Origin of the sequence: Pelagimonas sp. KU-00592-HH, assembly GCF_040369695.1 — a bacterium.
Lineage (GTDB): Bacteria > Pseudomonadota > Alphaproteobacteria > Rhodobacterales > Rhodobacteraceae > Shimia.
In genome coordinates, this window is the sequence record NZ_BAABWM010000003.1 from 608,968 (window position 1) to 622,975 (window position 14,008).

Genomic DNA, 14,008 nt, shown 5'->3' on the forward strand with positions numbered 1-14,008 from the left:
GTCGTGACAACACAAACCTGCCCGCCAGCATGTTGGGTTTCAACCGTATGACCTCAATAGTACACGGACGTATGACTTTGATCTTCTGGGAAAACCTGCCTCCCTTGCGGTCAGCAAGGGAAGCAGGAAACTCTGTTTGGTGTCAGAACAGGAAATCGTCAGAGGGGTTAACCGCACCAAGGTGCGTGTCTTCCGCAACCTCGCCTTCGATGACTTCATCAAAGGCAACCTCGACAAAGTCTCTCTTGGTTCCATCGGCAAACTCTACCTGCCCCACAAGAGACACATCCTGACCGTCAATTTCCGTTGCTCCGGAAACTGCCGCAAGATCAATGGACACGATCCCCGCGTCGGCAAGCGAAACAAGCTCCCCGGCGTCAGTCACGCCATCCTGATTGGCATCGATCCAGACAAAGACGTCGCTGTAGGCCGCGTCCTGAGCATCAAAGACGCCATCCGCGTTCTCATCCAAAGACGCAAGCGCAGCAAGGGAGGATGCATGTCCCCCGGCCCCGAAGGTTTCGGAGAAGACTTCGCTGCCGTCCTCGATGGTGCCTGAACCGTCAAGGTCCATGACAAGAATGCCATCTTGGCCATTGGTCCATGCCGACCGTTCCGCTTGGCCATTGGCATCGAGATCAAAATCAACCTGATCCGCGACAAAGCTGATCCCAACGTCTCCAAGATCGACCACCAGCGGATCACGTGTGCCGCCGCCATAGACCATCCGGAAACCATAGAAGTCATTGCCGCCCATCTCAAAGTCGACACCATTCGAGTTGTCGATACGCACGGTTGCGACGCCGTTGGACGACACCGTGTTCCAGAACGAAGACGTCAGAGTGAGGCCCAGGTTCCAGGTCACATCGTTCGAGTTCGTCGACTGGGTCACGCTACCGGTCACCGAAGTTACATTGCTGGAAACACCGGACGAACTGATGCCGTTGCCGACAAACCGTCCGCTATTCCAGAAGGTACCTAGGTACACATTATCCAAAAAGACGTTGATGGATTCTCCGCTGAAACCAGAGAAATCGCCGTCCACCAGCACCTGAAGCTGCGCATATCCGCTGACACCCGGTGTAACGCTTTTGTTCCAGGTCCGGGCCTCACTCGGCACATTCAGAGAGTCGCTGGCGTCGAGCTGGCTGCGCGACGTTGGCAGGCCCGAAATCGGAGGCGCATCAGTGACCCCGTTGATCCGCACCGTGGCAGTGTTGCCAGTCACACCGCCATTGCCGTCAACCACGTCATAGTTGATGGTCACGTTGCGGAATTGCCCAGTGTTCAGGTCATTATAGAGACCGGTGTTGAGCGTGACCTGGCCCGTCTCGAAGTTTATCGAAGACAGGCTAATGGACCGTCCGTCACTCGAGGTCACCGAGACATTGGCGATGTCAACGTCATCCCCATCCACGTCAGAGGCACCGCTCAACAGATTGAACGACCGAACGCCACTATCTTCCGTGTAAGTGCCAAGGTTAAGCGCCGTTGCCGTTGGCGCATCATTGGCCCCGTTGATGGTGATCTCTGCGGTTGCCGAGACTGCCTCGGGTGTCACGTCAAGCGATACCCCATCGAACAACGGCGTGGTGAAGCCACCCGATTGATCCAGGTTGTCAAAGACATAGGTGTGAACCGCGTCACCGCAATCGTCGTCTTCAAACGGAATCTGCACAACCAGATCAAGATCAGAGAAGGACGACTGGAACTGTTTGAACAGCCCGCCGCCACCGATGATCTCGGTCCCGGTATAGCCCTGCAAGACGATATTGGAGGCATCCACGATCGTGGTCACACCATTCAGCACCTGCTTGGCCGACACCGCAGCACCTGTGCTGTTGCCGTCGATCAGAACAGAGCTGCCGTTGGTCACGCCAGCATTGGCCAGGGCCTGCTCATGGGTCAGGACGCTTGCAGTACGCTTCACACGGACCATGCTTCCGGTATCGTTGTCGGCGATAAAGAAGGTGCCCGCATTGTCGAGAACCTCACCACCCAAGCCATCGGCATAGGCGCGATCCTCTTCGATCACGTCATAGGACACCGTGACAACTTCGCTTTCACCCACCGCCAGATCGTTGAAATCGTTCGGGTTGAGGATCAGCTCACCAGTGGACGGGTTGACCACCACAGTGACCGTGCGCCCGACATTGTCGGACACTGCCGTGACGTTGCGCACGGCAAGGTTATCGCCCTCCGCATCCGTCGCATTTGCCAGAAGATCCACCGACAAGGGCACATCATCTTCGCTGGCGCCATCAAGGACAGGGCCCGAGATCACCGGCAGGTCGTTGATCCCTTCCACAACCAATGTGGCCGTGTTCTGGATCGTCGCGCCCTGATCATCCACGATATCATAGGTGATCGTGATCGTGGCTTCCTCATGGCACGCAAGATGGTTGAAGGCACTTGGATCAATCGTGATTTCCCCGGTCTCGGTATCCACCACGGGGGTCACCGTGGTGCCATCCGACGCCGTGGCCACGACATTTGCGACATCAAGGTCCGCGTTGTCATCCACGTCGTTTGCCGTCGCCAGAAGATCGAACACGAAGGGCGCTGCGTCTTCATTGGTGCTGCCTGCGTCAATCGCGCTTGCGGTCGGCGCCTCGTTCAGACCTTCCACCGTGATGGTTACGGTCTGCGTATCCGTGCCGCCATTGCCATCGTTCACCGTCACGTCGTACTCGATCGTCAGGCTTTGGCCGACGCCAAGGTAATCGAACAGCGACGGATCATTGGCAAAGCTCCAGTCCACGCTCCCCGGCGCACTCAGCGCATCCGACGTCACGCCCAGACCCAGCAGCCCCGCAACGGACGCCGCCGTAAGCGACCCGGTGGTGCCGGATATCCGCGTGTCGGTCACGCTGGCAGTATGCACATCGCTGACATCAACATCGTTGAAATTCAGCGTGCCATCCGCCGTGCGCTGCTGGACCTGCACGTCATAGCTGAGGCTTACATAGTTCGACGTCTCACCGGTCTGGTCATTGGCCAGGATCAGATCGAGGCCCAACGACGGATCAAGGTGATCCGAGGCATCGCCCGAAATGTTGTAGGTCTGCGTCCCGCCATCCGAAACCAACGTGATCACGTCATTGGCCAGATCAAGGCGGATTTCCACCTCGAAACTTGCCAGCTCGGGAACGCCGCTCAGCAAGGTGCGATCATTGGTCGGGTTCTCGGGGAAGGCCACGCCAAGCTCTCCTCCCGCAAGAATGGCGTCACTGAACAGCCCACCACCTGTGCCGTCGGTCGAGAACATGGACATGTGGTTGACACCATCCGAGACACCGAAAAGCACATCCTGGTCTCCGCTGGTGCGCAGCACCTCACCGTTGATGGTGATGACTACGATATCGTCGCTTTCCAACGCGCCCGCTTCGACAAGGTCGATGGTGGTATGCGGCGTGCGCAACTGGCCCGTTTGCGTGACCTGATGCACCTGCGTGCCGCCAATGGTGGTCAGGCTACCAACCGACACCCCGCCGCCATCATAAGCCGCCGCCAGCGCTGCTGCGTCCAGATTGTCCGACACGTTCAGCGCCCCGGAATCCAGCCCGGCGCGAACCGTGGCCCCGGTGCTGCCCCCCGTGAACTCAGGCGCATCATTGGTGCCCGTTACAGTGACCGTCACGTCGTTGACGGCAGTTTCACCATGCGCATCCGTCGCGGTGACCTGAACCACCACGTCACGCGTCTCACCAACCGCAAGGTCCTGGAAATCACTGCCGGGATCGAAAGTCAGGGTTGTCCCCGTGATCGACGCCGAACCTTCTGACGGAATGCCGGTCACCGTATAGGTCAGGGTCGACCCATCGTCGTCGCTGTCGACATCATCGCCAAGTGGGGCAAGCGCCACGTCGACGGTCGGGCCGTCCTCGACAGCATTGCCAACACCTGCCGCCAAGGTCGGCGCGTCATTGGTGCCGGTCACGGTGACCGTGACGTTGTTGACTGCCGTCGCGCCGTGGGCATCCGTCGCGGTGACCTGCACCACCACGTCGCGTGTCTCGCCAACCGCAAGATCCTGAAAATCGCTGCCGGGATCGAAGGTCAGGGTAGTGCCCGTGATCGACGCCGAGCCTTCCGACGGAGTGCCGGTGACCGAGTAGGTCAGGGTCGAACCATCGTCGTCGCTGTCCACATCATCGCCAAGCGGTGCAAGTGCCACGTCGACGGTCGGGCCGTCCTCGACAGCATTGCCAACGCCTGCCGCCAAGGTCGGCGCGTCATTGGTGCCGGTCACGGTGACCGTGACGTTGTTGACCGCCGTCGCACCATGCGCATCCGTCGCGGTGACCTGAACGACCACGTCGCGTGTCTCGCCAACCGCAAGATCCTGGAAATCGCTGCCGGGATCGAAAGTCAGGGTTGTGCCCGTGATCGACGCCGAACCTTCCGACGGAGTGCCGGTGACCGAGTAGGTCAGGGTTGTGCTGTCATTGTCGCTGTCCACATCATCACCCAGCACCGACAGATCGACATCAACGCTCGGACCATCCTCAACCGCGTTGCCAAGACCCGCCGCAAGTGTCGGCGCGTCGTTCTTGCCGGTCACGGTGATCGTCGCGGTTTCGGTGTCGGTACCGCCGTTGCCGTCATCCACCGTGTAGGTGAAGGCGTCGGTGGTTGTCTCACCCTCGGCCAACCCTTCGAACTGGCCATTGGCGTCATAGGTGAAGGTGCCGTCGCCATTGTTGGTCACGCTGCCAAGGGTGCCCGTGTCGTCCACGCTGAAAGTATGCGTGTCCGTGACATCCACATCGCTGAAGTCCGCCGCGACTGTCACCACATCCGCCGGATCGGTCACCGTCGCGCTGAAGGAAACCGCGCCCACAAGCAGGTCGTCGGTAGAGTTCACCTCATAATCGATGTCATTGGCTTCAAACGACAATTCGATTGTCCGACCATCCGATAGCGTAAACGGCGCAAGGCTCACGGCGATCTGGTCCACGGCCTTGTTGTTGTCCTCAAAGTAGATCACCTCGGGCAGGGTTGGCGCGTACGGTTGCAGAATGCCGCCGCCGCTGGTGTCGGTGACCGAATATTCAGAGGCATCCATCAGGCTTTCGACACCGTCATCGAACAGGGCCGTTGCCGCACCCCAGCCCGAGTTGTTCGGGTTGAGTGTCAGGATCACGCCGTTGCCCGCCGAGAGATAGGTCGCCGCCACCTGTGCAAAGGTGTTGTTGGCCCCGCCGTCACGTGGCACGGTTACCGCCGTGCCGGTGTCGAAGTCAAAGATATAGTAGCGCCCGATATTCTGGATCGCCGTGCCCGGTGCAATGCCGTCTGACAATTGCGTCTCGACCGGGTTCTCACAGACGTCCCCGGCAATGGCCTGCGCCACGGGCGCGTCATTGGTTCCGGTCACGGTGATCGTCACGTCGTTGACCGCCGTCGCGCCGTGGGCATCCGTCGCGGTGACCTGCACCACCACGTCGCGTGTCTCGCCAACGGCAAGATCCTGGAAATCGCTGCCGGGGTCGAAAGTCAGGGTTGTGCCCGTGATCGACGCCGAACCTTCCGACGGAGTGCCGGTGATGCTGTAGGTCAGGGTCGAGCCATTGTCGTCGCTGTCGACATCATCGCCAAGCGGTGCAAGTGCCACGTCGACCGTCGGCCCATCCTCGACAGCATTGCCAACACCCGCCGCCAAGGTCGGCGCGTCATTGGTGCCAGTCACGGTGATGGTCACGTTGTTGACCGCCGTCGCACCGTGGGCATCCGTGGCCGTGACCTCGATCACAACGTCCTGCGTTTCACCTAGCGCAAGGCCTTGGAAATCCGCGCCCGGATCAAAGGTCAGTGTGGTCCCGGTGATCGAGGCAGTGCCCTCACCCGCACCCGGCGCGCCGGTGATGCTGTAGGTCAGGGTCGACCCATTGTCGTCGCTGTCCACATCATCGCCAAGCGGTGCAAGTGCCACGTCGACGGTCGGCCCGTCCTCGACAGCATTGCCAACACCCGCCGCCAAGGTCGGCGCGTCGTTGTTACCGGTCACGGTAATTGTGACAGTCGCCTGATCGGTGTCACCATTGGCGTCTTCGACCTCGTAAACAAAGGTCACATCGCGGGTTTCCCCTTCTGCGAGATCTTCGAAATCGCCATTGGGATCAAAGGAGAAGCTCCCGTCAGGTGCGCCCGGCGTCCCCTCGTTGAAGGTTAGAACCCCTTCGGCGGTGGTCGAAATCAGGCGCACCGCATAGACAAGGTCCGGAACGTTGTCATTGTCGAGAACCGAACCGGCAAAGACGGTGTTGCCGTCATCCTCTTGCACGCCCATTGAATCGTCGATCGCATCCGCCGGGTCATCCGCAGGGTCAAGTTCGACGCCATCCACGAAGACACGCAGGTTCTCGAATTCCCGGGCGCTCAGATCAAAGGCCGTAAACTGGAAGACATTCGAATTCGCTTCACCCGAGACCGGATCGGTGTTGGCCTGGATAAAGGCAAGGTAATTTGCAATATCCGCTTGGACATCCGGCTGGAACCATTCGGCCAGCGTAAAATTCAGCGTCAGCGTGTCGATGCCGTGTCCGCCACGGTAGTCGTCTGTCGCACCCGCGTTTTCGGACATGGTGTAGACAGCTTCATCGTCGCCTCCACCGGCAAGAACGATGTCATTGCCTGCACCACCATCAAGGTAGTCATTGAAACCTGCGGCCTGACCGCTGCCAGATCCGCTTCCACAGAAACCTCCGGACCCGCTTCCCGATCCGCTGCCGCTGCCGCGACCACGTTTGCCACGCCCGCCGCCAGAACCACTGCCACCGCCGCGCAGCCAATTCCCGAGACCCGAGCCAGACCCATTGCCATCCCCAACCAGGATGTCATCGCCTTCTCCGCCAAGAACCGTATCTTCACCGCGACCACCAATCAGGAAATCATTGCCGGCACCACCATCAAGGTAATCGTTGAACGTGCCAAAGGCGCCGCTTCCAGAGCCGCTTGCCGAGCCCGAGCCATCCCCGATCAGGATATCGTTGCCAAGGCCCCCAAGTAGCGTGTCATTACCCTCTCCGCCGTCGAGCCTGTCGTTGCCCTCGCCGCCATCCAGCAGGTCGTTTCCGGATTTGCCTTTCAGTCGATCGTGGCCAAGACCGCCATAGACGCTGTCGTTGCCCTTGCCGCCATCGAGATCATCACAGCCCTCGCCGCCATCAAGAACGTCATCGCCCTTGTCGCCTCTCAGCTTGTCGTTGCCGGTGCCGCCCAGAATGCTGTCATTGCCATCACCGCCGTAAATCTTGTCGTCGCCGCCCTGACCATCCAGCGTATCATCGCCGTCCCGTCCGTAGATTTTGTCTTTACGAGAAGTACCGGAAAAAACGTCACTACCATTGGAACCACGAAATCTGGCCATAAAACTATCCCCCCAAGGAAAGGCGGCATTCGCCGCAAAAAAGACATATTTTTTTACATATTTGGAATTCCGAAGGCGTTCTGTGTCAAGAAAATTACCCTAACGTAAACCCGCGAACCTCACAGGGAAGTGAACTTTTCAAATGAATACAGACGGTTAAGAGTGAAAAATATTTTTACCGATTGGTCCGCGGAAAACTTGAAGGGAAACAATCGTTTCCATTCACTCACAAAGTGCCTTCGACGCGAACAATGAATCGCTCACAGTTGCGACGCGAAGGCGTGAACTCCTCTTAGAAACGGAACCAGCGCCGCAAGATCATCGTAGTTTCCGGCCCAGACCGAAGCCCGTTTCGCAACTCGCGTGACATGTGCAAGGCTGACACCAATCCGGTCGTTCTGAAGGGCCTCCTGCACCGACCACCAGGGCCCATCGCCCTTGCGATCAAGGATCAGAGAGAGCCTGATCACGCTGTGCATGACCGCCTTGTAATGGAACCGCTGTGCCAGATCAGACCCTGTCTCCCGTTCGAGGTCTTGTAGAAGAGTCTCTTCTGCCACCGCGCTGATCGGGCACCATTCATCCGCCAGCAACCAGACAAGATCATCTTCCACCGAACCGACACCGCAATGCTCCCAATCGAACCAGACGACGCCGCCCTTGTCGGTCACCAGGGCATTCCCCGGCCGGGCATCCCATTTGACGAATCCCCTGTAGCGAGGGCGGATGATCTCGGCCACGGCCTGCGGGTCGTAGCCTTCTAGGGCGACATTCGTCATCTCGGCCAGACGCAGCGGTACGTTGGCCATGTCTTCCGCCCACCCGCTGCGTATCCCGATGTCCGGCGCCATGTCTTCCAGACCGGTATCCCGCGCCTGCCGACGCAACCGAAACAAGGACTGCGCCGCCTCGATCAACATACGGTCACGTCCGGTGCGATCCGCCAGTTCTAGAGCTTCGGAAAGCCGCTGTCCGTCAATGGCCTGCTGAACAACAACATCGCCCTTGCCATACAACAGGTCTGGAACCGCCCCCGTATCCGACAGCCGCAACAGGGCTTCGCGTTCCAACTGAGCCCGCCCCATACTGCTGCGTTTGGAAACCGCGAAAGACCCCTCTTCCAGGTGCACCAATGCCGTCTTCCGCCCCTCACCGCCGGGAAACGACACCGCATCGGGCGAACGTTGCCAAACCTGCCGGCAAATCGCTTCGATGTCCTCGGCTGTCAACTTCTCTGCCATGAGTATCCGATTGCCCTTCGCCTACTTGTTATTCGCCGAATAGTAATAGGCAATTGCCTGAGACCGGTTCTTCACCGACAGTTTCTCATAGATGTTCGACAGATGGAACTTCACCGTGTTCGTTGAAATCCCGAGGTTTTTCGACAGTTCCTTATTTGACATACCCTTCGCCAGCGCTTCGAGGATAGCACGTTCCTTGCGTGACAGGGTATGGATCGGGTCCTGTTGCATCTGCCGTACGTCAATGAATGGAAAGACCATCTTGCCAGAGGCAACTTCGGCGCAGGTTTCCAGAAGTCCACTAACGTCCCCCGAACGTGCCGCGAAACCGGCCGCCCCGGCTTGCATCGCAAGGCGGGGATGATCGCCTGTGTCGTCGCCATAGACCACGATACGCGGCGCGTTCTCATGTTCCCGCAGAACTTCGATAAGCTTTGCAGCCCCAAGGACCGGCAGGTTCCAGTTGATCACCCCGACCTTGACCGGCACCCGCATGACCGTTCCCAGAAACCCTTCTGCGGTCGCTGACGTTGCAACCAGAGAGAATCGGGGATCCCGTTCAAAAATCTCTGACATGGCCGACAACACCAGCGAATTGCTGTTGGCGAGCATGATGTCGATCGGTGCCTCTTTTTGGCCAAGCATATGAATTCACGTCCCTTTTCGAAATAAACTACCCATTTGGGTGGGGTCAATTCCGGTATACCTCGGTATTCTTACACCTTTGGGTAGGTATTTACCCACCCAATTAGATACCCAAAAGCAGTAGTTCCTTACGTTGCGGGATGCAACAAGGTTCGATTTTCTCTTCCTCAACACATGATACCACGGCCTGCGGGCCACTACTGGCGAGGAAGCCCCGAGATGAGTTTTGATATCTTCCCCCCTCTCGAAATCCCCGAAACCCTTGCTGCGGGTCCGGGCCCCGGCAATACAGACGCCCGCGTATTGCAGGCTTTCGCCCGCGCTGGCGTTGCCGATCACATGCAGGGTGACGTGCTGCGTGGCATGATCGAATGCAAGCACATGCTGCGCGAAATCTGGGGCACCAGGAACACCTACACCTTTGCCGTTGCCGGCACTGGCTGGAGCGCGCTCGACACCATGTTCGCCGCCGTCATGCCCAGTGACAAGGTTGTCGCCTTCAACAATGGCACCTTCTCGGGCATCGACACGCTCACCCTGCGCATCAAGGCGGCGACCTCAGAGGAACACGCCGCCAACCCGCAGGACCCGCAGGCCGCCAGCGTTGTCGTGATCGACGTGCCGCACGGCACCTCCGTGACCGAGGAAATGGTCGAAGCAGCATTGGCGGAACATAAACCCAAGTGGGCCTTCATGGCGCACTGGGAAACCGGTTCCGGCCGTATCAACGACCTGCGCGGCTTCTCGGACGCCTGCGACCGCCACGGTGCCATGGGTCTGATCGATGCGGTTTCGTCGCTCGGCGTCGAGGATTTCTCGATCGACGATTTCCCCGGCATCGCGGGCTGGGCCTCCTGCCCCCAGAAGGGCCTCTGCTGCCTGCCCCTCACCTATGCACCGGTCAGCTTTACCGACAGCTACATCGACAGCCTGAAGGCCAGCGGCGCCTACACCTATGTTCACAACCCGCTGTTCGAAGCCCGCCACTGGGGCATCGTCGATGGTCAGGACGTCGAAAAAGGCACCTACCACCGCACCCATTCGGGCTATGCCGTGGCCGCCTTCCATGAATCGCTGCGCCTAACGCTGCAAGAAGGGCTTGCCGCTCGCGCTGCCTCCTATCGCAAGCACGAAGCCGCCCTGCGCGACGCCGTCGCCGCGATGGGCTGTGAAGTCACTTCGAACATGACCAGCCTCGTTGTCCTCAACCTGCCGGGCGACCTCGCGGGCCGTGAAATGGAACTGGTACAGAACTGCCGCGCCGCCGGCTTTGGCATCTGGCCCACCCTGTCCCAGCCCGTACAGGTGCGCATCGGCATTCTGAACCAACTGACCGAAGCGGCCATTCGCGACATCGTTGCCCGCTTTGCAGACGCCATGCGCGACATGGGCGCCACGCTCGACCAGCCGCTGATCGAGGCCACTCTCGACAAGCACTACGCCGAGGCCATCGCCGCACAATAATCACCATCGTCCAGGCATTAGCCGCTCAACAGGGAGGAGCAAATGGACATCCACGAATATCAAGCCAAGGAAATTCTCGCGAATTTCGGCGTCGACGTGCCCAAGGGCGCGCTCGCATACAGCCCCGAACAGGCGGCCTATCGCGCGCGTGAACTTGGTGGCGACAAATGGATCGTCAAGGCGCAGGTCCATGCAGGCGGTCGCGGCAAGGCCGGCGGCGTCAAGCTCTGCGACAGCGAGAACGAGATCTACGACGCCTGTGACGACATGTTCGGCCGCAAGCTGGTCACCCACCAGACCGGACCGGAAGGCAAAGGCATCTACCGCGTCTACGTGGAATCCGCCGTCCAGATCGACCGCGAAATCTATCTCGGTTTCGTTCTCGACCGCTCCTCGCAACGCGTCATGATCGTGGCCTCTTCCGAAGGCGGCATGGAAATCGAGGAAATCTCGGCCGAACGTCCCGAGAGCATCGTGCGCTCCACCGTGGAACCGGCGGTTGGCCTGCAAGAGTTCCAGGCCCGCGAGATCGCCTTCAAACTTGGTCTTGAACCGTCTCTGACCCAGCATATGGTCCGGACCCTGCAGGGCTGCTATCAGGCATTCCGCGACCTCGACGCGACCATGGTCGAGATCAACCCGCTCGTCATCACCGGCGACAACCGCGTTCTCGCGCTGGATGCCAAGATGAGCTTTGACGACAACGCCCTGTTCCGGCACCCGCAGATCGCAGAACTGCGCGACAAGAGCCAGGAAGATCCGCGCGAAAGCCGTGCAGCTGATCGCGGTCTCTCTTATGTCGGTCTCGATGGCAATATCGGCTGCATCGTAAACGGCGCAGGCCTCGCGATGGCGACGATGGACACCATCAAGCTCGCCGGTGGCGAGCCAGCCAACTTCCTCGACATCGGCGGCGGCGCCTCACCGGAACGCGTGACCAAGGCTTTCCGTCTGGTCCTCTCCGACACCAACGTGCAGGCGATCCTGGTCAACATCTTCGCGGGCATCAACCGCTGCGACTGGGTGGCCGAAGGCGTCGTTCAGGCGCTCAGGGAACTGGACATCGACCTTCCCGTTGTTGTTCGCCTTGCCGGCACCAACGTCGAGGAAGGCCAGAAAATCCTTGCCCAGTCGGGCCTGCCGATCATCCGCGCCACCACGCTGATGGAAGCCGCCGAACGCGCCGTGGGCGCATGGCAAAACGACCTTACCCAAGGCACCAAGATGAGGGCCGTACAATGAGCATTCTGCTGGATCGCAACTCGCGCGTCATCGTTCAGGGCATCACCGGCCGCATGGCACGCTTCCACACCAAGGACATGCTGGAATACGGCACCAACGTCGTAGGCGGCGTGGTCCCTGGCAAAGGCGGCGAAACCGTCGAAGGCGTGCCGGTGTTCAACACCGTCAAGGAAGCCGTCGACGCAACCGGCGCAGACGCTTCGCTGGTCTTCGTGCCGCCGCCGTTCGCGGCCGACTCGATCATGGAAGCCGCGGACGGTGGAATCCGCTACTGTGTCTGCATCACCGACGGTATTCCGGCGCAGGACATGATCCGCGTCAAGCGCTACATGTACCGCTACCCCAAGGACAAGCGCATGGTGCTGACCGGCCCCAACTGCGCGGGCACGATCTCGCCCGGCAAGGCGCTTCTGGGCATCATGCCCGGTCACATCTACCTGCCCGGCAATGTCGGCATCATCGGTCGCTCCGGCACACTCGGCTACGAGGCCGCGGCCCAGCTCAAAGAGCGTGGCATCGGTGTCTCGACCAGCGTCGGCATCGGTGGTGACCCGATCAACGGCTCGTCGTTCAAGGACATCCTCGAGCGGTTCGAGCAGGACGAGGATACCCACGTGATCGCCATGATCGGCGAGATCGGCGGCCCGCAAGAGGCGGAAGCTGCGGACTACATCCGCAACAACATCTCGAAACCCGTGATCGCCTACGTTGCCGGTCTGACCGCTCCGAAAGGCCGCACGATGGGCCACGCGGGCGCGATCATTTCGGCTTTCGGGGAATCTGCGTCGGAAAAGGTAGAAATCCTATCGGCGGCTGGCGTTACCGTCGCTGAAAACCCGGCGGTGATCGGAGAGACCATCGCCCGCGTCATGGGAAAGGCAGCGTGATGATCAAACCTTCGGTCTTTGTCACCCGTCGTTGGCCCGCCGCCGTCGAGGCGAAACTGGCCGAGGACTACAATGTTGTACTCAACACAGGCGACAAACCCTTGTCGCCTGCCGAGATCCGCGAGTCGATCAAGACATACGACGCGGTTCTGCCAACGGTCACCGATACGCTGAACGCCGAGGCTCTGGACGTGCCCAAGGCACAGGCTCGGATCCTCGGCAACTACGGTGTCGGCTACAGCCACATCTGTGAGTCGTCTGCCCGCACCCTTGGCCTGACCGTCACCAACACGCCCGACGTCCTGTCCGAGTGTACTGCCGATATCGCCATGACGCTCTTGCTGATGGTGGCGCGTCGCGCCGGTGAAGGCGAACGCGAGGTCCGCGCCGGCCAGTGGACCGGCTGGCGGCCAACCCACCTGATCGGCACCAAGGTCAGCGGCAAGACGCTCGGCATCATTGGCTATGGTCGTATCGGTCAGGAAATGGCCCGCCGTGCCCATCATGGCTTCGGCATGGACATCCTGGTCTACAACCGCAGCCAGGTCGCCCCCGAGGTGCTGGCCCAATGCAATGCCACCCAGGTTGCTTCGGTCGATGACCTCCTGCCACAGTGCGATTTCGTCTCGCTGCACTGCCCCGGTGGCGCCGCGAACCGTCACCTGATCAACGCCCGTCGTCTCGATCTGATGAAACAGGATGCCTTCCTCATCAACACCGCACGCGGCGAGGTGGTGGATGACACCGCCCTCACTCAGGCACTGATGTTCGACATGATCGGCGGCGCCGGCCTTGACGTCTTTGACGGAGAACCGCGCATCAATCCGGACCTGATGCAATGCGACAACGTCGTGATGCTGCCGCACCTCGGCAGCGCCACGCGCGAGGCACGCGAAGCGATGGGCTTCCGCGTCCTCGACAATCTCAGTGACTTTTTCGAAGGGCGAACACCCCGCGATCAAGTCATCTGAAACCGTTGCCCGTGCAGACCTCTCCCATCTCACACCATCCAACTTGCACGGGCAACGGACCATATTCCTGAAATGTCACCGGCCTGAATGGCCATCCGAAGCGGAGCTCTGATCATGAACGCCCACCACCGTCCCGATGGTTTCTTCACCGAATCCCTGGCCACCCGTGACCCCGAGCTGTTCGGC

General features: G+C 60.1%; 7 protein-coding genes. 4 read left to right on the top strand and 3 right to left on the bottom strand.

All coding sequences use genetic code 11. The features are described 5' to 3' along the window. Positions 1-142: 142 nt before the first annotated feature. The 3 genes from ABWV42_RS15320 to ABWV42_RS15330 form a co-directional block, all read right to left on the bottom strand. Positions 143-7,372 (bottom strand): cadherin-like domain-containing protein, encoded by a 7,230-nt coding sequence (locus tag ABWV42_RS15320; RefSeq protein WP_353340927.1) that lies wholly within the window; start codon positions 7,370-7,372, stop codon positions 143-145. Between the two features lie 260 nt (positions 7,373-7,632). Then, positions 7,633-8,613, bottom strand: a complete 981-nt coding sequence (locus tag ABWV42_RS15325) for a phosphotransferase (protein ID WP_353340928.1) — start codon at positions 8,611-8,613, stop codon at positions 7,633-7,635. Positions 8,614-8,634: 21 nt separating this feature from the next. Further along, a complete protein-coding gene (locus ABWV42_RS15330) occupies positions 8,635-9,258 on the bottom strand; it encodes a LuxR C-terminal-related transcriptional regulator (protein WP_353340929.1) in 624 nt (207 codons plus the stop codon). Between the two features lie 219 nt (positions 9,259-9,477). Between ABWV42_RS15330 and ABWV42_RS15335 the strand changes: the two genes are divergently transcribed. The 4 genes from ABWV42_RS15335 to ABWV42_RS15350 are packed head-to-tail and all read left to right on the top strand — an operon-like array spanning position 9,478 to position 13,822. Further along, positions 9,478-10,722 carry a pyridoxal-phosphate-dependent aminotransferase family protein gene (locus ABWV42_RS15335; protein ID WP_353340931.1) on the top strand — a complete coding sequence of 415 codons (1,245 nt, stop codon included), beginning with the start codon at positions 9,478-9,480 and terminating at the stop codon, positions 10,720-10,722. 42 nt (positions 10,723-10,764) lie between these two features. Next, the gene (locus ABWV42_RS15340) at positions 10,765-11,964 is read left to right on the top strand and encodes a malate--CoA ligase subunit beta (protein WP_353340932.1); all 1,200 of its coding nucleotides are present in this window, start codon (positions 10,765-10,767) and stop codon (positions 11,962-11,964) included. Next, a complete protein-coding gene (gene sucD / locus ABWV42_RS15345) occupies positions 11,961-12,851 on the top strand; it encodes a succinate--CoA ligase subunit alpha (protein WP_255106825.1) in 891 nt (296 codons plus the stop codon). Before ABWV42_RS15340 ends, sucD begins: the two co-directional genes overlap by 4 nt. Beyond that, positions 12,851-13,822 carry a 2-hydroxyacid dehydrogenase gene (locus ABWV42_RS15350; protein WP_353340934.1) on the top strand — a complete coding sequence of 324 codons (972 nt, stop codon included), beginning with the start codon at positions 12,851-12,853 and terminating at the stop codon, positions 13,820-13,822. The genes sucD and ABWV42_RS15350 overlap by 1 nt, the downstream gene beginning before the upstream one ends. Positions 13,823-14,008 lie beyond the last annotated feature (186 nt).

Coding starts and splice junctions, on each gene's coding strand:
- ABWV42_RS15340 (WP_353340932.1), top strand. CDS start 10,765: ATGGACATCCACGAATATCAAGCCAAGGAAATTCTCGCGAATTTCGGC.
- ABWV42_RS15320 (WP_353340927.1), bottom strand. CDS start 7,372: ATGGCCAGATTTCGTGGTTCCAATGGTAGTGACGTTTTTTCCGGTACT.
- ABWV42_RS15325 (WP_353340928.1), bottom strand. CDS start 8,613: ATGGCAGAGAAGTTGACAGCCGAGGACATCGAAGCGATTTGCCGGCAG.
- sucD (WP_255106825.1), top strand. CDS start 11,961: ATGAGCATTCTGCTGGATCGCAACTCGCGCGTCATCGTTCAGGGCATC.
- ABWV42_RS15330 (WP_353340929.1), bottom strand. CDS start 9,258: ATGCTTGGCCAAAAAGAGGCACCGATCGACATCATGCTCGCCAACAGC.
- ABWV42_RS15335 (WP_353340931.1), top strand. CDS start 9,478: ATGAGTTTTGATATCTTCCCCCCTCTCGAAATCCCCGAAACCCTTGCT.
- ABWV42_RS15350 (WP_353340934.1), top strand. CDS start 12,851: ATGATCAAACCTTCGGTCTTTGTCACCCGTCGTTGGCCCGCCGCCGTC.